This is a genomic window from Pseudomonas sp. 14P5.3.2, assembly GCF_057799175.1.
Genome location: NZ_JBYOKU010000021.1, coordinates 43,721 through 64,396 on the forward strand (window position 1 = coordinate 43,721; position 20,676 = coordinate 64,396).

The 20,676-nt window shown below is 60.4% G+C and carries 21 protein-coding genes; all 21 read left to right on the forward strand.

Annotation, left to right across the window (positions count from 1 at the left end; translation table 11 throughout):
• Positions 1–43: 43 nt before the first annotated feature.
• Complete coding sequence (locus AC27VU_RS17790) at positions 44–1,333, forward strand: motility associated factor glycosyltransferase family protein (RefSeq protein ID WP_488724566.1); 1,290 nt, start codon at positions 44–46, stop codon at positions 1,331–1,333.
• Positions 1,330–1,602 carry a hypothetical protein gene (locus AC27VU_RS17795; RefSeq protein ID WP_103483918.1) on the forward strand — a complete coding sequence of 91 codons (273 nt, stop codon included), beginning with the start codon at positions 1,330–1,332 and terminating at the stop codon, positions 1,600–1,602. Before AC27VU_RS17790 ends, AC27VU_RS17795 begins: the two co-directional genes overlap by 4 nt.
• 237 nt (positions 1,603–1,839) lie before the next feature.
• Complete coding sequence (locus AC27VU_RS17800) at positions 1,840–2,700, forward strand: flagellin domain-containing protein (protein WP_338801146.1); 861 nt, start codon at positions 1,840–1,842, stop codon at positions 2,698–2,700.
• Between the two features lie 73 nt (positions 2,701–2,773).
• Positions 2,774–3,133 (forward strand): flagellar protein FlaG, encoded by a 360-nt coding sequence (locus tag AC27VU_RS17805; protein WP_103521341.1) that lies wholly within the window; start codon positions 2,774–2,776, stop codon positions 3,131–3,133.
• 82 nt (positions 3,134–3,215) lie between these two features.
• A complete protein-coding gene (gene fliD, locus AC27VU_RS17810; protein WP_488724567.1) occupies positions 3,216–4,667 on the forward strand; it encodes a flagellar filament capping protein FliD in 1,452 nt (483 codons plus the stop codon).
• Between the two features lie 129 nt (positions 4,668–4,796).
• A complete protein-coding gene (gene fliS, locus AC27VU_RS17815) occupies positions 4,797–5,192 on the forward strand; it encodes a flagellar export chaperone FliS (RefSeq protein ID WP_103483921.1) in 396 nt (131 codons plus the stop codon).
• A gap of 10 nt (positions 5,193–5,202) precedes the next feature.
• Complete coding sequence (fliT, locus tag AC27VU_RS17820; RefSeq protein ID WP_003222861.1) at positions 5,203–5,499, forward strand: flagellar protein FliT; 297 nt, start codon at positions 5,203–5,205, stop codon at positions 5,497–5,499.
• 172 nt (positions 5,500–5,671) lie between these two features.
• Positions 5,672–7,147 carry a sigma-54 dependent transcriptional regulator gene (locus tag AC27VU_RS17825; protein ID WP_003222863.1) on the forward strand — a complete coding sequence of 492 codons (1,476 nt, stop codon included), beginning with the start codon at positions 5,672–5,674 and terminating at the stop codon, positions 7,145–7,147.
• A gap of 125 nt (positions 7,148–7,272) precedes the next feature.
• Positions 7,273–8,466: a sensor histidine kinase gene (locus AC27VU_RS17830; RefSeq protein ID WP_400498158.1), complete on the forward strand. Its 1,194-nt coding sequence runs from the start codon at positions 7,273–7,275 to the stop codon at positions 8,464–8,466.
• Between the two features lie 5 nt (positions 8,467–8,471).
• Positions 8,472–9,863, forward strand: coding sequence for a sigma-54-dependent transcriptional regulator (locus AC27VU_RS17835; RefSeq protein ID WP_201138396.1), 1,392 nt, complete (start codon positions 8,472–8,474; stop codon positions 9,861–9,863).
• Between the two features lie 251 nt (positions 9,864–10,114).
• On the forward strand, positions 10,115–10,444 hold the full coding sequence (gene fliE, locus AC27VU_RS17840) for a flagellar hook-basal body complex protein FliE (RefSeq protein ID WP_003222869.1): 330 nt from the start codon (positions 10,115–10,117) through the stop codon (positions 10,442–10,444).
• A gap of 15 nt (positions 10,445–10,459) precedes the next feature.
• Positions 10,460–12,247 carry a flagellar basal-body MS-ring/collar protein FliF gene (gene fliF, locus AC27VU_RS17845; RefSeq protein WP_003222871.1) on the forward strand — a complete coding sequence of 596 codons (1,788 nt, stop codon included), beginning with the start codon at positions 10,460–10,462 and terminating at the stop codon, positions 12,245–12,247.
• Complete coding sequence (gene fliG, locus AC27VU_RS17850; RefSeq protein ID WP_007920042.1) at positions 12,240–13,259, forward strand: flagellar motor switch protein FliG; 1,020 nt, start codon at positions 12,240–12,242, stop codon at positions 13,257–13,259. Before fliF ends, fliG begins: the two co-directional genes overlap by 8 nt.
• A gap of 4 nt (positions 13,260–13,263) precedes the next feature.
• On the forward strand, positions 13,264–14,067 hold the full coding sequence (gene fliH, locus AC27VU_RS17855) for a flagellar assembly protein FliH (RefSeq protein WP_473019097.1): 804 nt from the start codon (positions 13,264–13,266) through the stop codon (positions 14,065–14,067).
• Entirely contained in the window at positions 14,057–15,415 is a 1,359-nt protein-coding gene (gene fliI, locus AC27VU_RS17860) for a flagellar protein export ATPase FliI (protein ID WP_003222877.1), read from the forward strand. Before fliH ends, fliI begins: the two co-directional genes overlap by 11 nt.
• 6 nt (positions 15,416–15,421) lie before the next feature.
• Positions 15,422–15,871 (forward strand): flagellar export protein FliJ, encoded by a 450-nt coding sequence (fliJ, locus tag AC27VU_RS17865; protein ID WP_003222878.1) that lies wholly within the window; start codon positions 15,422–15,424, stop codon positions 15,869–15,871.
• 189 nt (positions 15,872–16,060) lie between these two features.
• A complete protein-coding gene (locus tag AC27VU_RS17870; RefSeq protein WP_003222880.1) occupies positions 16,061–16,366 on the forward strand; it encodes an STAS domain-containing protein in 306 nt (101 codons plus the stop codon).
• A 5-nt stretch (positions 16,367–16,371) separates the two neighbouring features.
• Complete coding sequence (locus AC27VU_RS17875; RefSeq protein ID WP_488724568.1) at positions 16,372–18,075, forward strand: ATP-binding SpoIIE family protein phosphatase; 1,704 nt, start codon at positions 16,372–16,374, stop codon at positions 18,073–18,075.
• A 30-nt stretch (positions 18,076–18,105) separates the two neighbouring features.
• A complete protein-coding gene (locus tag AC27VU_RS17880) occupies positions 18,106–18,453 on the forward strand; it encodes an Hpt domain-containing protein (RefSeq protein WP_041072985.1) in 348 nt (115 codons plus the stop codon).
• 106 nt (positions 18,454–18,559) lie between these two features.
• Positions 18,560–19,954, forward strand: coding sequence for a flagellar hook-length control protein FliK (locus AC27VU_RS17885; RefSeq protein WP_488724569.1), 1,395 nt, complete (start codon positions 18,560–18,562; stop codon positions 19,952–19,954).
• A 217-nt stretch (positions 19,955–20,171) separates the two neighbouring features.
• Positions 20,172–20,675 carry a flagellar basal body-associated protein FliL gene (gene fliL, locus AC27VU_RS17890; RefSeq protein WP_003222887.1) on the forward strand — a complete coding sequence of 168 codons (504 nt, stop codon included), beginning with the start codon at positions 20,172–20,174 and terminating at the stop codon, positions 20,673–20,675.
• The last annotated feature ends 1 nt before the right edge of the window (position 20,676 follow it).

Sequence of the window (20,676 nt, forward strand, 5' to 3'; positions counted from 1 at the left end):
CCCTTGAACGCTATTTTTTTGCCTGAAGGGAGCGCGAGCCGGCATGAGCGAGTTTTTCCAAGCCAACGCCGAGGTTATCCAGCAGCGCTGGCCGGCACTGTTCGCACGATTGGTGGCTGAAGACAGTGCGGTCATCGACGCCGAACTGGTGCAGGGCCTGGGTTCGACACTGAGCGTTAACGGGATTCAACTCACCAGTCGTCACGACCGGGTCCACGAGGCGCGCGTTCAGGCGGCCAGTCTGCCGGAAAAACCTCAGTTGCACGTTTACGGCACCGGTCTTGGAGACTTGCCGGTCGTGTTGCTGGAGCGTGACGGGCTTGAGCGGTTGTACGTGCATGTGCTTAACGGCGCCCTGTTCGCGCTGGTGCTGCAACTGCTCGATCAGCGTCAATGGCTGGAAGATCCGCGTGTGCAGCTGTTCTATGCCGGTGATCTGTCAGACATCTGCACACCGTTTTTCGCCCTGCCGGCCGAGATGCTGCTGGCTGATGACTTCAACGCGAAGATCCGCGATCGGCTGGTCAGCGAAGTGCACCTGAGCTTCAACAATCGCGAGTTCGATCCAAACTTGCCGTTCATTCAACAGCGCTTGCAGGACTGCCTGCCGGTGTTGCTGGGCGATGACGATGTGGCGCAATTGTTCGGGACCGCCAATGGCCGGGAAATCTATGTGATCGGCACCGGGCCGACCCTGGAAGGGCATTTCCAGCGTCTGGCGGCGGTGCACGCGCAGGCCGAACGTCCATTGTTGATGTGCGTCGATACCGCTTACCGGCCGCTGCGCGAGCACGGCATCGTCCCGGATCTGGTGGTCACCATTGATCAGCGCATCAGCTTCCGGCATTTGCCGTTCGAGGACTCCGCTGGCATCCCGCTGGTGTATCTGCCCATGAGCGATCCTGCAGTGCTGACCGCCTGGAAGGGCAAGCGCTATGGCGGTTACTCGGCCAGCCCGGTGTACGCCGCGTTGCGTGAGCAATACCCGCGCGGACAACTGCATGTCGGTGGCAGCGTGATTCATCCGGCGGTGGACCTGGCGGTGAAGATGGGCGCCTCGCGTATTACCCTGTTTGGCGCCGACTTCGCGTTCCCGATGAACAAGACCCATGCCGGTTGGAATGACGGTGATCTGGGCCCCGGTGTTGATCAGGCGCGGCATTGGGTGCAGGACGGCCATGGCCAGCGGGTCAGCACCCAGCTGAATTTTCGCGGCTATCTGTGCGTACTGGAGCGTTATATCGCCGCACATCCGCAGGTACAGTTTTTCAACAGCAGTCGGGCGGGCGCACTGATCGCCGGGACGCAGTTCAATCAGGAGTTTGTGCAATGACGACGATTGAGCAGTGCGTTGGCGAATGCCGTCAGTGCGCCGGGTTGTTTCGCCTGGGACGTGATGTCGAGGCGGCGCTGGATATGGTCGATGTATTCGAGGGCGCGCAGCAGTTGCTGATAGCCAAACCTGCGCCGATTCAACAGGACTGGGCCTTTGTACTCACGCACATGCTCGCTTGTCAGGAACGTCAGGACTGGTTGGGGCTGGCGGACTGGATGGAGTATGAGTTGATCGAACTGTTGCAAAAAGCACGATCGGCACACTGACCGAGCGCACTGGCCCGCGGCTTTACGCGCGGGTCGGTTTTATGGCGTCATTTTTTCGCAGGTGGGAGGGCGCTAAGCCCTTGTTTTCTCGGGGGTGGCAGGGTGATGGCAAATTTTTTTCAAAAAGCCCTCAAGCAACCTGCCAACCCGACGATAACTATTACGAAGGTTCTCTAGGCCACACCAGGCGGTTGCCAGGGCCGGAAGCCGCAGTACCCAACCAACGAGGAATTCGTCATGGCTTTAACAGTAAACACCAACACCACGTCGCTGAACGTTCAGAAAAACCTGAACAACGCTTCCAACGCCCTGTCGACTTCGATGCAGCGCCTGTCTTCCGGCCTGAAAATCAACAGCGCTAAAGACGACGCCGCTGGCCTGCAGATCTCCAACCGTATGGCTTCGCAAATCCGTGGTGGCAACCAGGCTATCCAGAACGCCAACGACGGTATCTCCGTTGCTCAGGCAGCTGAAGGCGGCCTGCAAGCGACCACCGACATCCTGCAACGTATGCGTGAACTGGCTGTTAAAGCACGTAACGGCACCAACGGCACTGCTGACCAGACCGCAACCAACGCTGAATTCGCTCAGATGTCCGACGAGATCACCCGTATCTCGGCTTCGACCAACCTGAACGGCAAAAACCTGCTGGACGGTTCGGCTGGTACTGTAACCCTGCAAGTTGGCGCAAACACTGGTTCGGCTAACCACATCGACCTGGTACTGAGCTCCAAGTTCGACGCCGTCAGCCTGTCCGTAGGTAGCGGTACTGTAGTTCTGACCGGTGCTACCGGTACTGGTACTGGTTCTGCTTCGCAGAACATCGACAACGCGATCACTGCAATCGACGCCGCTATCGCTGCCATCGGTGCACAGCGCGCCAGCCTGGGTGCTTCGCAAAACCGTCTGACCAGCACCATCTCCAACCTGCAGAACATCGTGGAAAACACCACTGCTGCACAGGGTCGTGTACAAGATACCGACTTCGCCGCAGAAACTGCTAACCTGACCAAGCAGCAAACTCTGCAGCAGGCTTCGACCTCTGTTCTGGCTCAAGCCAACCAACTGCCATCCGCTGTACTGAAGCTGCTTCAGTAATTTCGGATTGAGTTCGGGCGGGGGAGTGCGCTGGTCGCGCTCTCTCGCCTTTTTACGTTAGAGGGTGATGAGCATGGACATGAGCGTAAAGCTTAACGTGTCTTATCCGGCTCCCAAGCCAGCAGCACCGGTTGCTGACAAACCGTCAGAGACGCCAGTCGTTGCCAAGGTGGATGCTCCGGTCGCTGATAAAAAGAGTCAGGATTCGGATGATGCCAAGTTGAAACTGGCGGTGCAGGAGATCGAAAAGTTTGTACAGTCGATCAAGCGCAATCTGGAGTTCTCTATCGACGAACACTCCGGAAAGGTCATCGTCAAGGTGATCGCAAGCGAGACGGGTGAAGTCGTTCGACAGATTCCCTCCGCAGAAGCCCTGAAGCTGGCAGACAGCCTCGCCAACGCGAGTCACGTGTTGTTCGACGCCAAAGTCTGATAGCTGGCATGAATAATGTTTGTACGTTCTCAGGACGCTGTTAACGGTCAAAAGAATGGCAACAATCTGAAGGGAGATGCACATGGCAAGTCCAATTCTACCGGGTTCCGGACTGGGTTCCGGCCTGGACATCGGCGCGATCGTGACCGCGCTGGTCAACGCCGACAAGTCTGCCAAGCAGACGCAGATCGATACTCAGACAAAAACCAACTCGCTGAAGATTTCCGGTGTCGGCTCGCTGAAAAGTGCGCTGGCGGCATTCCAGAAGTCGATGACTGATCTGGGCAAGGCGACCAGTCCTGCGTTTGCCGGTTATACCGCGACTTCGGATACGCCGACGGTACTCGGTGCAACGTCCGACAGTACTGCAGTACCTGGCAGCTATAGCGTTATCGTGAACAAACTGGCAACCGGCTCGAAAGTAGCCAGTGCTGCTTTTGCTGGCGGCGCCACCAGTGCCATTCCGAGTGGTACTCTGAAAATCAGTCAGAATGGCATTGATTACAATGTTGCGATTCCGGCCAATGCCACCTTGCAGAGCACTCGGGATGCGATCAACACCGCGCAGGCGAGCAATGGTATCTCCGCCAACATCGTGACCGACGCCAGCGGCGCTTCGCGTTTGGTGATCAACTCGAGCAAGACCGGCGCAGGCATGGACTTGCAGGTGAGTGGCATCGCGGGTCTCGAGATCGACGGTACTCAGAAAATGGGGGCCAGTCCTGCGGCAGGTGCCTCGGGCGCCGTTGGCGACTTGGCTCAGGACGCATCGCTCACCATCGACGGTCTGACCGTTACCAGCAAGAGCAACACGGTAACAGGTGCAATCAGCGGAATGACGTTGAGCCTCGCTGCCGTAAGCCCTAAAGACGCCAGTGGGACTCCGACGCCCGCAACCGTGACCGTCGCAACCAACACCGCAGGCATCCAGACGTCGCTGCAGACGTTCATGGATTCCTACAACACGCTCAAGCGAACCATCGATACCCTGTCCAATGCGACCGCGGACGCTGATGGCAACCTGACGGTTTCTGCTGCGTTTACCGGTGACTCGCTGCCGCGTTCGCTGATGGCGGATATCCGTTCGCAGCTGACCCAGAGCTCTGCGGGGACCGGGCAGTTGGCCGTCCTGGCGCAGATGGGTGTGCTGACCGACAAGGAAACCGGTGAGTTGACCCTCGATACCAAGGTGTTCAACGATCGTATGAGTATTCCGGGCATGTCTGGTCAGGTTCAGCAGATGTTCTCCGGCACCAATGCCACCAATGGTCTGTTGGCGCGCATGAGCAGTGCGGTTGATCCGTACATCAAGTCGGGTACCGGGCTGCTCGATCAGCGCAGCACCAGTTTGACCAACGCTGCGGCGAATCTGAAAAAGCAGCAGACAGCGTTGGACTTGCACGTGACGAGCCTGACGGCGACGCTGACCGCCAAATACAACGCCATGGACCTGTTGGTCGGGCAAATGAAGGCGACGGCAAGTAACATTACGTCGTTCTTCAGCTCGCTGAACGCTCAGCAATCCGCGAAGTAACCCGTAAGAACGACAAAAACCCGGCTACGCTTCATCGGCGTGCGCCGGGTTTTTGTCTTTTGATCTAAAGTTCTGTGATTCGTTGGCGATACACTGGTTATACGAGTCATTGTGGCAATGAGGTAGAACATGAACCCAATGTTAGCCCTTCGGCAATATCAAAAAGTCGGTGCACACGCCCAGACATCCGAAGCGAGCCCGCACCGCTTGGTGCAAATGTTGATGGAAGGTGGTCTGGAGCGCATCGCTCAGGCCAAGGGTGCCATCGAGCGCAAAGACATCCCTGCCAAGGGTACGGCTATCAGCAAGGCCATCGGTATCATTGGCGGTTTGTGCGAGGGTCTGGATCTGGAAAACAGCGCCGATTCGGTCGCTGATCTCAATCAGCTCTACATCTACATGATGAAGCGGCTGGCGCAGGCCAATATTGACAGCGACCCGCGAATTCTCGATGAGGTCGCGGGCCTGCTGCGCACCGTAAAGGAAGGCTGGGACGGCATCGCTCCGCCAGGCCCCCAGTTTTAAGGAGAGCACCATGAGTCTTGTATTGCAGCGAATCGCAGATACCCGTGAAGCGTTGGTCAGCGCGCTGGCCGAACGTAACTGGGAGGCCATTGGCGAGCTGGATCTGGCCTGCCGTTCCTGCATGGAAGACGTCATGGCCGAGGCCTCGCTGGATGAGGAGGCCTTGCGCAATAACCTTGAGGAGCTGCTCCACGTGTACAAGGAGCTTCTGGAGGCGGCGATGGGTGAGCGGCAGGCGATAGCCAACGAGATGTCGCAGATCACCCAAGCGCAGAAGGCGGCAAAGGTTTACCATCTGTTTGGTTAATTAACCTCCAGTTAATCCAGACATGTGCGCCATAAATTTGACTGTGCACGGTTTTTTGACTTAACTAGTGGCTGTTTTCAGATTTCAGGCGTCTACAGGCACAAGGTGTCCTGCAAGCGTCTCGCTTGCCCCATTTTTCGGGCATTGAGTTGACTAGGGAAGTTGCTATTGCATGTGGCGTGAAACCAAAATTCTGCTGATCGATGACGATAGCGTCCGCCGCCGCGACCTGGCGGTGATTTTAAATTTTCTCGGCGAAGAAAATTTACCCTGCGGCAGCCATGACTGGCAGCAGGCCGTCGGCTCTTTGTCATCAAGTCGTGAAGTCATCTGTGTACTGATCGGGACGGTCAATGCTCCGGGTGCACTTTTGGGCTTGTTAAAGACACTCTCGACATGGGATGAGTTCCTTCCGGTTTTGCTGATGGGCGATAATTCTTCCGTCGACCTGCCGGAAGACCAGCGCCGCCGGGTGCTTTCGACCCTGGAAATGCCGCCCAGCTACAGCAAACTGCTCGACTCCCTGCACCGTGCCCAGGTCTATCGCGAGATGTACGACCAGGCCCGCGAGCGCGGCCGTCATCGCGAACCCAACCTGTTCCGCAGCCTCGTCGGCACCAGCCGGGCGATCCAGCACGTCCGGCAGATGATGCAGCAAGTGGCCGATACCGACGCCAGCGTGCTGATCCTCGGCGAGTCCGGCACCGGCAAGGAAGTTGTTGCGCGCAATCTGCATTACCACTCCAAGCGTCGCGATGCGCCATTCGTGCCAGTCAACTGCGGGGCGATCCCGGCAGAGCTGCTGGAAAGTGAACTGTTCGGCCACGAGAAGGGCGCCTTCACCGGTGCGATCACCAGCCGTGCCGGGCGTTTCGAACTGGCCAATGGCGGTACGCTGTTCCTCGACGAAATCGGCGACATGCCGCTGCCGATGCAGGTCAAGCTGCTGCGCGTCCTGCAGGAGCGCACCTTCGAGCGCGTGGGCAGCAACAAGACCCAGAGCGTCGACGTGCGCATCATTGCCGCGACCCACAAGAATCTCGAAAGCATGATCGAGATCGGCACCTTCCGCGAAGACCTCTACTATCGCCTGAACGTGTTCCCGATCGAGATGGCGCCGCTGCGTGAGCGCGTCGAAGACATTCCGCTGCTGATGAACGAACTGATCTCGCGCATGGAACACGAAAAGCGCGGCTCGATCCGTTTCAACTCGGCGGCGATCATGTCGCTGTGCCGTCACGGCTGGCCGGGCAACGTCCGTGAGCTGGCGAACCTGGTCGAGCGCATGGCGATCATGCATCCGTACGGGGTGATCGGCGTGGTCGAGTTGCCGAAGAAATTCCGCTACGTCGACGACGAAGACGAGCAGATGGTCGACAGTCTGCGCAGCGATCTCGAAGAGCGCGTGGCTATCAACGGCCACACCCCGGACTTCACCGCCAACGCGATGCTGCCGCCGGAAGGTCTGGACCTCAAGGACTACCTCGGTGGTCTGGAGCAGGGCCTGATCCAGCAGGCGCTGGACGACGCCAATGGCATCGTGGCGCGTGCCGCCGAACGCCTGCGCATTCGTCGCACCACGCTGGTGGAGAAGATGCGCAAGTACGGCATGAGCCGGCGCGAAGGAGACGAGCAGGCGGATGATTGACGCCTGTTTTTCAATGCCTTCATTTATAAGCAGTTTTTTTTAGGCACGGGTATTGCTACATCCCTCGCAACGTTCCGTTTAACTGACGGTCAGCCAAGCGAGAGAACACAATGCCCCACGCCCAGATGTCTTCTGCCTCCAATGCCGAGGGGCAACCGTCGTCCTTAGAGCAGACGAGCCGCCTGGGTCTTGAGCAGGCGTTCGCGCTGTTCAATCAGATGTCCAGCCAGTTGACCGATTCCTACAGCATGCTTGAAGCCCGGGTCACCGAGCTCAAGGGTGAACTGGCCGTGGTCAGCGCCCAGCGCATGCAGGAGCTGGCAGAAAAAGAACGCCTGGCCAACCGTCTGCAAAACCTCCTTGATCTGTTGCCCGGTGGCGTCATCGTGATTGACGGCCACGGCATGGTTCGCGAAGCCAATCCGGCGGCGATCGACTTGCTCGGGCTACCACTGGAAGGCGAATTGTGGCGTCACGTCATCGCCCGTTGCTTTGCCCCGCGTGAAGACGACGGTCATGAAATCTCTCTGAAAAACGGGCGGCGCCTGTCGATTGCCACGCGTTCGCTGGATGCCGAGCCGGGGCAGTTGGTGTTGCTCAACGACCTGACAGAAACCCGTCATCTGCAGGATCAACTGGCGCGCCACGAGCGCCTGTCGTCGCTGGGGCGGATGGTCGCCTCGCTGGCTCATCAGATCCGCACGCCGCTGTCAGCCGCTTTGCTCTATGCCAGTCATTTGACTGAGCAGGAACTTCCGGTCGCCACTCAACAGCGCTTTGCCGGCCGCCTCAAAGAGCGCCTGCATGAGCTGGAACATCAGGTGCGCGACATGCTGGTGTTCGCCCGTGGCGAGCTGCCGCTGACCGACCGGATCACCCCGAATGCCTTGATGCAGTCGCTGCAAGCGGCGGCGCTGACCCATGTGCAGGATTTGCCCGTTCGTTGGCAGTGCGACAGCCATGCCGGCGAATTGCTGTGCAACCGCGACACGTTGGTCGGGGCGATTCTCAATCTGATCGAAAACGCGATTCAGGCCAGCGATGGCAACGTGCGCCTGAAAGTGCATTGCTACAGCCGCGACAACAGCCTGCGCCTGTGTGTCAGCGACAGCGGCAGCGGCATTGATCCGGCGGTGCTGGAGCGTCTCGGTGAGCCATTTTTCACCACCAAAGTTACCGGTACCGGGCTTGGCCTGACCGTGGTCAAGGCTGTGGCGCGGGCACATCAGGGAGAATTGCAGCTGCGTTCGCGAGTCGGGCGCGGCACGTGCGCGCAGGTGATCCTGCCGCTGTTTTCCGCTGTACACGGAGCTGAGTAAACGTCATGGGCATCAAGGTTTTGCTGGTCGAGGATGACCGCTCGTTGCGCGAAGCGCTGGCCGATACGCTGCTGCTGGCGGGGCACGACTACCAGGCGGTCGGCAGTGCCGAAGAGGCGTTGCAGGCGGTCGAGCGCGAGGCGTTCAGTCTGGTGGTCAGCGACGTCAACATGCCTGGCATGGACGGCCATCAACTGCTTGCACTGTTGCGTGCCCGGCAGCCGCAATTGCCGGTGTTGCTGATGACTGCGCATGGCGCGGTCGAACGCGCCGTGGATGCGATGCGTCAGGGCGCGGCGGATTATCTGGTCAAGCCATTTGAACCCAAGGCCCTGCTGGACCTGGTGTCGCGGCATGCCCTGGGTAGCGTCAGCGTTGCTGACGGTGAAGGTCCGGTGGCGGTCGAGCCGGCCAGTGCGCAGTTGCTCGAACTGGCCGCGCGGGTGGCGCGCAGTGATTCCACGGTGCTGATCTCCGGCGAATCCGGTACAGGCAAAGAAGTGCTGGCGCGCTACATCCACCAGCAATCCCACCGTGCCAGCCAGCCGTTTATTGCGATCAACTGCGCGGCGATTCCCGACAACATGCTTGAAGCGACGCTGTTCGGTCACGAGAAGGGCTCGTTCACCGGCGCCATCGCGGCGCAGGCCGGCAAGTTCGAGCAGGCCGATGGCGGCACCATTCTGCTCGACGAGATTTCCGAAATGCCCTTGGGCCTGCAAGCCAAGTTGCTGCGGGTGTTGCAGGAGCGCGAAGTCGAGCGCGTCGGTGCGCGCAAACCGATCACCCTAGATATTCGCGTGGTCGCCACCACCAACCGTGATCTGGCCGGCGAAGTGGCGGCGGGGCGTTTCCGTGAAGACCTTTTTTACCGTCTGTCGGTTTTTCCCCTGGCGTGGCGTCCACTTCGCGAGCGCACTGCCGATATCTTGCCGCTGGCGGAGCGGTTGCTGAACAAACACGTCAATAAAATGAAGCATGCGGCGGCGAAACTTTCGCCAGAGGCCCAGGCTTGCCTGACCCACTACCCGTGGCCGGGCAACGTGCGTGAGCTGGATAACGCGATTCAACGGGCGCTGATTCTGCAGCAGGGCGGTTTGATCCAGCCGCAGGATTTCTGTCTGACCGGCGCAGTGACGTTTAGCGCAGCGCCGGCCGTCGTGCCGGTGCAGCCGTTGGTGCGCGAGATCGAAGTCGAGGCCGAGTCCGCCGGTGCGCTGGGCGATGACCTGCGTCGCCGGGAGTTCCAGATGATCATCGACACCCTGCGCACCGAGCGTGGTCGGCGCAAGGAAGCCGCGGAAAAACTCGGTATCAGCCCGCGTACCCTGCGCTACAAACTGGCGCAAATGCGGGATGCCGGGATGGACGTCGAAGGCTATCTGTTCGCCACCTGAAAATTGTCGCAGGTCAATTGTGGGAGCGGGCTTGCTCGCGAAAGCGCAGGGTCAGTGGCGAAAATGTCGACTGACCCTCCCTCTTCGCGAGCAAGCTCGCTCCCACAGTGATTTCGCGGTGCCTACACCTGACGCGGTGCCTTGATGGGCTTTTATAGAGTAAGTCCGCCGAGCTGGCACCCTTGTTGCTAATACCTGTGTACCCGCCGAGTGAGTGTCAAAAAATTGCGGGCCGCCCAAGAGAGTAGACCATGAGCCAAGGTATTGAATTTAATCGGTTGATGATGGACATGAAGGCCATGAAAATGGACGCCATGGCCACGCCGAAATCGACTGCCGCCGTCCCTGAACTGGCAGGCAGCAGCTTTTCCGACATGCTCGGTCAGGCCATCAACAAAGTCAGCGATACCCAGCAGGCGTCGACTCAGTTGGCCAACGCATTTGAAATCGGCAAGAGCGGCGTCGATCTGACGGACGTGATGATCGCCTCGCAGAAAGCCAGCGTGTCGTTCCAGGCTCTGACCCAGGTGCGCAACAAGCTGGTTCAGGCTTATCAAGACATCATGCAGATGCCGGTTTAAGGACGAGATTGAGTCATGGCAGAAGCAGTCGCCGATAACGTTCCGGCCAAGGCCACCCCGATAGACGGCAAACCGCCGCTGTTCGGCCTGTCCTTCCTGGAAAACCTCTCCGAGATGACCATGCTGCGTCAGGTGGGCCTGTTGGTCGGCCTGGCTGCGAGCGTGGCGATTGGCTTTGCCGTGGTGCTGTGGTCGCAGCAGCCGGATTACCGTCCGTTGTACGGCAGCCTTGCCGGCATGGACGCCAAGCAGGTCATGGACACCCTGGCCTCCGCCGACATTCCCTACACCGTCGAGCCGAACTCCGGCGCCTTGCTGGTCAAGGCTGACGATCTGTCCCGTGCGCGGATGAAACTCGCGGCCGCTGGTGTCACTCCCAGCGACGGCAACATCGGTTTCGAAATCCTCGACAAGGAACAGGGGCTGGGCACCAGCCAGTTCATGGAAGCGACCCGTTACCGTCGCGGCCTCGAAGGCGAACTGGCACGCACCATCTCCAGCCTGAACAACGTCAAGGGTGCCCGTGTGCACCTGGCGATTCCGAAGAGCTCGGTGTTCGTGCGTGATGAGCGCAAGCCAAGCGCTTCGGTACTGGTCGAGCTGTACTCCGGGCGTTCGCTGGAGCCGGGTCAGGTGGTGGCGATCATCAACCTGGTGGCAACCTCCGTTCCTGAACTGAGCAAATCGCAGATCACCGTCGTCGATCAGAAGGGCAACCTGCTCTCCGATCAGGCGGAAAACTCCGAAATGACCATGGCCGGCAAGCAGTTCGATTACAGCCGCCGCATGGAAAGCATGCTGACCCAGCGCGTGCACAATATTCTGCAGCCGGTGCTGGGCAACGATCGCTACAAGGCTGAAGTCTCGGCCGACATCGATTTCAACGCCGTCGAATCGACTGCCGAGCAGTTCAACCCGGATCAACCGGCGTTGCGCAGCGAGCAGTCGGTCAACGAACAACGCACCGCCAGCAATGGCCCGCAAGGTGTACCGGGTGCCCTGAGCAACCAGCCGCCAGCGCCGGCCTCGGCACCGCAGACCACCGGTGGCGCGCAAGCCTCTACCGGCATGATTCAGCCCGGTCAGCCACTGGTTGATGCCAACGGTCAGCAGATCATGGACCCGGCCACCGGCCAGCCAATGCTCGCGCCGTACCCGGCGGACAAGCGTCAACAATCCACCAAGAACTTCGAACTCGACCGTTCCATCAGCCACACCAAACAGCAGCAGGGTCGCCTGAATCGTCTGTCGGTGTCGGTGGTAGTCGACGATCAGGTCAAGATCAACCCGGCCAACGGGGAAACCACCCGCGCGCCGTGGAGCGCCGATGAACTGGCGCGTTTCACCCGTCTGGTGCAGGACGCGGTCGGCTTCGATGCCAGTCGTGGCGACAGCGTCAGCGTGATCAACATGCCGTTCTCCGCCGAGCGCGGCGAAGTGGTTGCCGATATTCCGTTCTACTCCCAGCCATGGTTCTGGGACATCGTCAAACAAGTGCTGGGTGTGTTGTTCATCCTGGTGCTGGTGTTTGGTGTGCTGCGTCCGGTGTTGAACAACATCACCGGTGGCGGCAAAGGCAAGGAGCTGGCCGGTCTGGGCAGCGACGTGGAACTCGGTGGCATGGGCGGCCTGGACGGCGACCTGGCCAACGACCGCGTGAGCCTCGGTGGTCCGCAGAGCATTCTGTTGCCTAGCCCGAGCGAGGGTTACGACGCACAACTGAATGCAATCAAGAGCTTGGTGGCCGAGGATCCGGGTCGCGTGGCTCAGGTCGTGAAAGAGTGGATTAACGCAGATGAGTGATAACCGAGCCGCAACCGTCAAACTGAACAAGGTCGACAAAGCCGCGATTCTGCTGCTGTCCCTGGGTTCAACCGATGCCGCGCAAGTGCTGCGCCACATGGGCCCGAAAGAGGTTCAGCGTGTCGGTGTGGCCATGGCCCAGATGGGTAACGTCCATCGCGAGCAGGTCGAGCAGGTCATGAGCGAGTTCGTCGACATCGTCGGCGACCAGACCAGCCTCGGCGTCGGCTCCGACGACTACGTGCGCAAAATGCTTACCCAGGCGTTGGGCGAAGACAAGGCCAACGGCCTGATCGACCGCATCCTGCTCGGTGGCAACACCAGCGGCCTCGACAGCCTGAAATGGATGGAGCCGCGCGCCGTTGCCGACGTGATCCGTTACGAACACCCGCAGATCCAGGCCATCGTGGTGGCGTACCTCGACCCGGATCAGGCCGGTGAAGTACTGGGCAACTTCGACCACAAGGTGCGTCTGGACATCATCCTGCGCGTCTCGTCGTTGAACACCGTGCAGCCAGCTGCTCTGAAAGAGTTGAACCAGATTCTCGAGAAGCAGTTCTCCGGCAACTCGAACGCCTCGCGCACCACTTTGGGTGGCATCAAGCGTGCGGCGGACATCATGAACTTCCTCGACAGCTCGATCGAAGGCCAGCTCATGGACTCGATCCGCGAAGTCGACGAAGACCTGTCCGGTCAGATCGAAGACCTCATGTTCGTGTTCAACAACCTGGCCGATGTCGACGACCGCGGCATTCAGGCGCTGTTGCGCGAAGTCTCTTCCGACGTGCTGGTGCTGGCCCTCAAGGGTTCGGACGAAGGCGTCAAAGAGAAGATCTTCAAGAACATGTCCAAGCGTGCGGCCGAGCTGTTGCGCGACGACCTCGAAGCCAAAGGCCCGGTGCGCGTCAGCGACGTGGAAACCGCGCAGAAAGAAATCCTCACCATTGCCCGTCGTATGGCCGAAGCCGGCGAAATCGTGCTCGGTGGCAAGGGCGGCGAGGAAATGATCTAAGCCCATGGACAAGCATGACGATGTGACGGATCTGATCCGTGCCCGCGATGTCCGTGGTTTCGAATCCTGGGAAATGCCCAGCTTCGATCCGCCGAAACCGGAACCCGAGCCGGAACCGGAGCCCGAGCCGCCGGAAATGGAAGAAGTGCCGCTGGAAGAAGTCCAGCCACTGACCCTGGAAGAACTCGAAAGCATCCGTCAGGAGGCTTACAACGAGGGCTTTGGCATCGGCGAGAAGGAAGGTTTTCACAGCGCCACGCTGAAGGTGCGTCAGGAAGCCGAAGTGGCGCTGGCGGCGAAACTCGCCAGCCTCGAGCAACTGATGACCCACCTGTTCGAGCCGATTGCCGAGCAGGACACGCAGATCGAAAAGTCGCTGGTCGACCTCGTGCAACACATCACCAAGCAAGTGATCAAGCGCGAGCTGGCCATCGACTCCAGCCAGATCGAACAGGTCATGCGCGATGCGCTCAAGCTGTTGCCGTTGGGCGTGGAAAACGTGCGTCTTTACGTCAATCCGCAAGACTTCGAGCAGGCCAAGGCCTTGCGCGAACGTCATGAGGAATCCTGGCGCATCGTCGAAGATGACTCGTTGCTGCCGGGCGGTTGCCGGGTTGAAACCGAGCACAGCCGTATCGACGCCAGCATCGAGACCCGCGTGACCCAGGTCATGGCCAAACTGTTCGACCAGTTACACGAACAGGCCCTGCACCCGGCTGCGCCGGATCTGAGTCTGGACATTCCTGAAGAAAACCAACCGGCGGCTGCGCCTGAAGAGCCGCTCGCGGACACCCCCGATGCGCCTTGAACGCACCAGTTTCGCCAAGCGCCTCAGCACTTATGCTGAAGCCACTGAGATCGCCGGCGCGCCGATTCTCGAAGGGCGCCTGCTGCGCATGGTCGGCCTCACCCTTGAAGCCGAAGGCCTGCGCGCTGCCATGGGCACGCGCTGCCTGGTGATCAATGACGACAGCTATCACCCGTCCCAGGTGGAAGCGGAGGTCATGGGGTTTTCCGGCAACAAAGTCTTTCTGATGCCGGTCGGCAGCGTCGCCGGCATCGCCCCGGGCGCCCGCGTGGTGCCGCTGGCGGAAACCGGTCGTCTGCCGATGGGCATGAGCATGCTCGGTCGCGTACTCGATGGCGCCGGACGCGCGCTGGACGGCAAGGGCGGTATGAAGGCTGAAGACTGGGTGCCGATGGACGGCCCGACCATCAACCCGCTTAACCGCGATCCGATCCACGTCCCGCTGGACGTCGGCATCCGTTGCATCAACGGTTTGCTGACTGTCGGGCGTGGTCAGCGTCTGGGTCTGTTCGCCGGTACCGGTGTCGGTAAATCGGTGCTGCTGGGCATGATGACCCGCTTCACCGAGGCCGACATTATCGTCGTTGGCCTGATCGGTGAGCGGGGTCGAGAAGTTAAAGAGTTCATCGAGCACATTCTCGGTGAAGAAGGCCTCAAGCGTTCGGTGGTGGTCGCCTCGCCGGCGGACGATGCGCCACTGATGCGTCTGCGCGCGGCGATGTATTGCACGCGAATCGCCGAGTATTTCCGCGACAAGGGCAAGAACGTCCTGTTGCTGATGGATTCGTTGACCCGTTTCGCCCAGGCCCAGCGGGAAATCGCTTTGGCCATTGGCGAGCCGCCAGCGACCAAGGGTTATCCGCCCTCGGTGTTCGCCAAACTGCCGAAACTGGTGGAGCGCGCCGGTAATGCGGAGAAGGGCGGTGGTTCGATCACCGCGTTCTACACCGTGTTGTCCGAAGGCGATGACCAGCAGGACCCGATTGCCGACTCGGCGCGGGGCGTGCTTGACGGCCACATCGTGTTGTCCCGGCGTCTGGCCGAGGAAGGGCACTATCCGGCCATCGACATCGAAGCGTCGATCAGCCGGGTGATGCCGGCCGTGGTTTCGGCGGAGCACATGCAGCGCGCGCAGTACTTCAAGCAATTGTGGTCGCGCTATCAGCAGAGCCGCGATCTGATCAGCGTCGGCGCGTACGTCGCCGGTGGCGACCGCGAGACCGATCTGGCGATCAATCTGCAGCCGCAACTGACCCGCTACCAGCGTCAGGGGCTCAACGACAAGATCAACATGGGCGAGAGCCAGGCTTACCTCGAAACCCTGTTCGCGCCTGCGGCGGGCGGGTAATCGGCCATGGCCGTGAGCCGAGCTGCGCGTCTGGCACCCGTGGTGGAGATGGCCGAACAGGCCGAGAAAACCGCCGTGCAGCGCCTGGGTTACTTTCAGGGCCAGGTCAAAGTGGCCGAAAGTAAACTCGCCGACCTCGACGCCTTTCGTCTGGATTATCAGGAACAGTGGATCGTGCGCGGCAGCGACGGGGTTTCCGGGCAATGGCTGCTGGGTTATCACGGCTTCCTCGCGCAGCTGGACACCGCCATCGACCAGCAGCGCCAGAGCCTGGTCTGGCACCAGAACAACCTGATCAAGGCGCGCGATGCCTGGCAGCAGGCGTTTGCCAAGGTCGAAGGCCTGCGCAAACTGGTGCAGCGCTACCGCGAAGAGGCGCAACGCCTCGAAGACAAGCGTGAGCAGAAGCTGCTGGACGAGTTGTCGCAGCGTTTGCCGCGCCAGAACCCTTTTTAAGTTGTCCCAAACTCCCTGTGGGAGCGGGCTTGCTCGCGAAGGCGTCGTGTCAGTCACCACCTCGGTCAACTGACCGATTGCATTCGCGAGCGAGCCCGCTCCCACATTTGGTTCTGCGTTGCACCTTGCCCCTGGGTCTACCAGATGCTAAACCTTGTACACGTTCGTCAATGACAAGGAAGCCAGTCAATGTCAGTCGTTACAGAAGTCTCTCCGGATGGTCAAAAACTGACGATTTCGGTCAAGGGGCGGTTCGATTTTGGGCGCCATCAGGAGTTTCGCGAGTCCTATGAGCGGCTTAACCAAAAACCCGACTCCATCGTGGTTGATCTGAAAGAAGCCACCTACCTCGACAGCTCCGCGCTGGGCATGCTGCTCTTGCTGCGCGATCATGCCGGCGGCGACGACTCGGATGTGCGCGTGATCAACAGCAACTCCGACGTGCGCAAGATCCTCGCCATCTCCAATTTCGACAAACTCTTCGACATCAGTTGACGGCCATGCAGGCGCAAGAGCCGCTGACGATCCTGATCGCCGAAGACAGCGCCGCTGACCGGTTACTGTTGTCGACCATCGTCCGGCGTCAGGGGCATGAAGTGCTGACGGCGGCCAATGGCGCTGAAGCGGTTGAGGTCTTTCGCCGACAACAACCGCATCTGGTGCTGATGGACGCGATGATGCCGGTGATGGACGGCTTCGAAGCGGCGCAGCAGATCAAGGCGCTGGCGGGGGAAACCCTGGTGCCGATCATCTTCCTGACCTCGCTGACCGAAAGTGAAGCCCTGGCCCGGTGTCTGGAGGCTGGGGGCGACGACTTTCTGGCGAAGCCCTACAACCAGGTGATCCTCGCCGCCAAAATCAAGGCGATGGATCGCTTGCGCCGCTTGCAGGCCACCGTGCTGCAGCAGCGCGATCTGATCGCCAAACATCACGATTACCTGCTCAACGAACAGCGTGTGGCCAAAGCGGTGTTCGACAAGGTGGCCCACTCGGGCTGCCTGAGTGCGCCGAACATCCGCTATCTGCAATCGCCTTACGCATTGTTCAACGGCGACCTGCTGCTGGCGGCGTACACCCCGGCCGGCGACATGCATGTGCTGCTCGGTGATTTCACCGGTCACGGTCTGCCGGCGGCGGTGGGGGCGATGCCGCTGGCAGAAGTGTTCTATGGCATGACCGCCAAGGGCTACGGCCTGGCCGAAACCCTGCGCGAGATGAACGCCAAGCTCAAGCGCATCCTGCCGGTGGACATGTTCTGCTGCGCGACCATGCTCTGCCTGAGTTTTCAGCGGCGCACGGTGGAGGTGTGGAACGGCGGTATGCCCGACGGTTATCTGCACCGGATTGCCAGCGGCGAGCGGGTGCCGCTGTCGGCGCGGCACCTGCCGCTGGGCGTGCTCAGCCCGCAAGCGTTTGACGACCGGACAGAAGTGCAAACCATGGCGGTGGGGGATCGGGTGTTCCTGCTGTCTGACGGTGTGATCGACACCACTGACGGCGATGACCGGTTGTTCGGTGTCGAGCGTTTGCAGCAGCTGTTTGCTGTCAACCGAGAGCCGGACAACCTGTTTGCCGAGATTGAACAGGCCTTGCTCGAGTTTCGCGGCGAGCCCCGTGACGACGTGAGCATGGTCGAGATCAGCCTGCTCGACGCGGCGCAGGTCATGCCGCCGGCGCCGGTGTATTCCGACAGCGGCCAGTCGTGTCCGCTGGACTGGTCGGTGAGCTTCGAGTTTCGCGGCGCTACACTCAAGCGCTTCAATCCTTTGCCGTATCTGCTGCAGTTGTTGCTGGAAGTACACGGGTTGCGCACCCAGAGCGGGGCGATCTACAGCGTGCTCGCCGAGTTGTACTCCAATGCGCTGGAGCACGGCGTGCTGGGTCTGGATTCCAGCCTCAAGCGCGATGCCGCAGGATTCGCGCGCTACTATGAGCAGCGCAATGCGCGACTCGATGCCTTGCAGGACGGTTATGTGCGCGTGCATCTGCAGGTCCGGCCGCAAGGCACCGGTGGCTGTCTGGTCATTCGCGTCGAGGACAGCGGCAAGGGTTTTGACGTGGCGCGGGTGATGGAGCGGCCGGTGGACGGTGTCCGTCTGTCGGGGCGCGGGGTCAGTTTGATCCGGCAATTGGGGCATAACGCCAGATGGTCGGACGAAGGTCGCAGTGCTTGCGTAGAGTTTTTCTGGGAGGTTAGGGCATAATTCGCCGATTCTTGATCAAGGAGTGAACAAGTGACTGACCAACATGTGGATCGCGAAGTACTCGATGCGTTACGCGAAGTGATGGAAGACAGCTATCCGGATTTGCTGGATACCTTCCTGACCGATTCTGAAAGTCGCTTGCATCAACTGCAGAAGACCGCCGACGCCAAGGTGTTGGCCGAGGTCGCCCATAGTTTCAAGGGCAGCGCCAGCAACATGGGGGCCGTTCGGCTGGCGACCCTTTGTCAGGCACTCGAGGCGGACGCCAGAAACAAAAGCCCGGCTGAAATCGTCGATCTGGTGGCGGACATCAGCAGCGAATTCGCCGATGTGCGACCTGTCTACGAAGACGAACGCCAGCACGCCCTGACCCATTGAATCCCGCCGTCCGGCGCTTTTCGCAAGTGCCGGACAAAACTGGCCCGACACTTGCAGTAATCCCTGTCAACTGTACCTACGATCCCAGTGCAGCGGAGACCGTGTCATGCCTGCGACCCCCAATGTTCTTCTTCAATCTGCCGCTCAGGCCAAGGCGCAAGCCGCCGCCGCGAAAACGCCGGTAATGGCTGCAGACACCGGGGACAAGGCCTCAAGCTTCGCTCAAGTGTTCGCCGATCAAGGCCCGAAAAAGACTCTTCCGAGCTCTGACAGTTCGTTGAAACCGGCGCGCGACAAGGTTGCCGACAACAGCGACAGGAAAGATCTCGGCAAGGATAAGTCTGCCGCCACGCAACAGACCGTTGCCGATAGCGGCAACGCCTTGCCTGCCGACAAGTCTGCACCGACGACATCCGATGATCAGGCAGCCGCTGACAAGGCCGCCGCCGATGCTGCCGCAGACGACGCGCAGACTCCGGTGGCTGACACCACGCCAGTTGACCCGGCGCTGGATCCGGCGCTGGCGCAAACCGTGCAGCCGCTGGTCGCGGCGCCTGTGGTGCCAGCACCGGTGGCTGTAACACCGGAGCCGGTCAAGGCCGAAACACCGGTCGTGGCCGCAACCGTCGCGCCGGCAGTGGTCAAAGACCCTGCTGCGTCGACCGACAGCGCTTTCGACCCGGCGGCCGATCCGCTCGACTCGTTGCCGGCGGTGCGCATGGCGATGGAGCAGGGCGGGCACATTTCCGCATCCAGCCAGACACAGCCCAAAGCTACGCCGGCCCAGACTCAGGCCGACGGTGAATTGACTTCGGCGCAGAACTTCGCCGCCGGCATGGCCAGCATGCTCGACGTACAGGCCGACAAGGACAGCACCAGTCAGAATGGTGAGAAAACCTTCAGTGGCCTGATCGACGATGGCCTGAAAGATCTGAAAAGCGCCACCAGTGATACCCGTGTCGATGATTTCGCCAACCGTCTGGCGGCGCTGACTCAGGCAGCCACACCGAAAACCGCGAACGCCGTACCGGTGAATCAGCCGATCGCCATGCACCAGAGCGGCTGGACCGAAGAAATCGTCAACCGCGTCATGTACCTGTCGAGCGCCAATCTGAAGGCGGCGGATATTCAATTGCAGCCGGCGGAACTGGGGCGTCTGGATATCCGGGTGAACATGGTTCCCGATCAGCAGACCCAGGTGACATTCATGAGCGCGCATCCAAGCGTGCGTGAAGCGCTGGACGGTCAGATGCATCGCTTGCGTGACATGTTCACCCAGCAGGGCATGGGCCAGGTCGACGTCAATGTCTCCGACCAGAGCCGCGGCTGGCAGGGTCAGCAGGGCCAGGAACAGGCGCAGCAGGGCCAGAGTGGCCGCACCAGCGCTACTGGCGGACGTCTGGATTCGGCGGAAGAAGAGCTGACGCCGGCGGCAGTGGCCGAAGCCGCTGCGCAAACCACCAGCGTCATTGGCACCAGCGCCGTCGATTACTACGCCTGATCAAACGCTGATCCACTCACTGTGGGAGCGAGCTTGCTCGCGAAAGCGATATAACAGTCGACATCAATGTTGAATGTTAAACCGTCTTCGCGAGCAGGCTCGCTCCCACATTTGTTTTGTGGTGCTCTCCAGATCAATCCTCCGACACTTCTGGCATAACACTTGCTCTTGCCTTGCCGTGCGACTGTGAAAACCCGAATAGTGACGGATTATTGGCATGGCGAAGAGCGAAGCAGCAGCTGTAAAAGACCCCGCGACCAAAGGCAAACTCAAGATGATCATCCTGATCGTGGTGGCTCTGCTGCTGGCGATCGGTGTGTCCGTGGGCGCGACCTGGTACTTCATGCACAGTGCTCAGAGCAAGCCTGCCGCAGCGGCCGAAGCCGCGCCGACCGGCAAGCAGCCAGCGATTTTCGAGCCGATGGCGCCGGCGTTTGTCGCCAACTACAACCAGAACGGCCGTCAGCGCTACATGCAGGTGAGCATCACCATGCTGGCGCGTAACCAGGCCGATCTGGACGCGCTCAAAGTGCACATGCCGGTGATCCGCAACAACCTGGTGATGCTCTTCTCCGGTCAGGATTTCGCCACGCTGGCGACCCCGGTCGGGCAGGAGATGTTGCGCCAGAAGGCCACAGCCAGCGTCCAGGAAGTGGCGCAGAAAGAGCTGGGCAAAGTGGTGATCGAACAGTTGCTTTTCACTAATTTCGTACTGCAGTAGG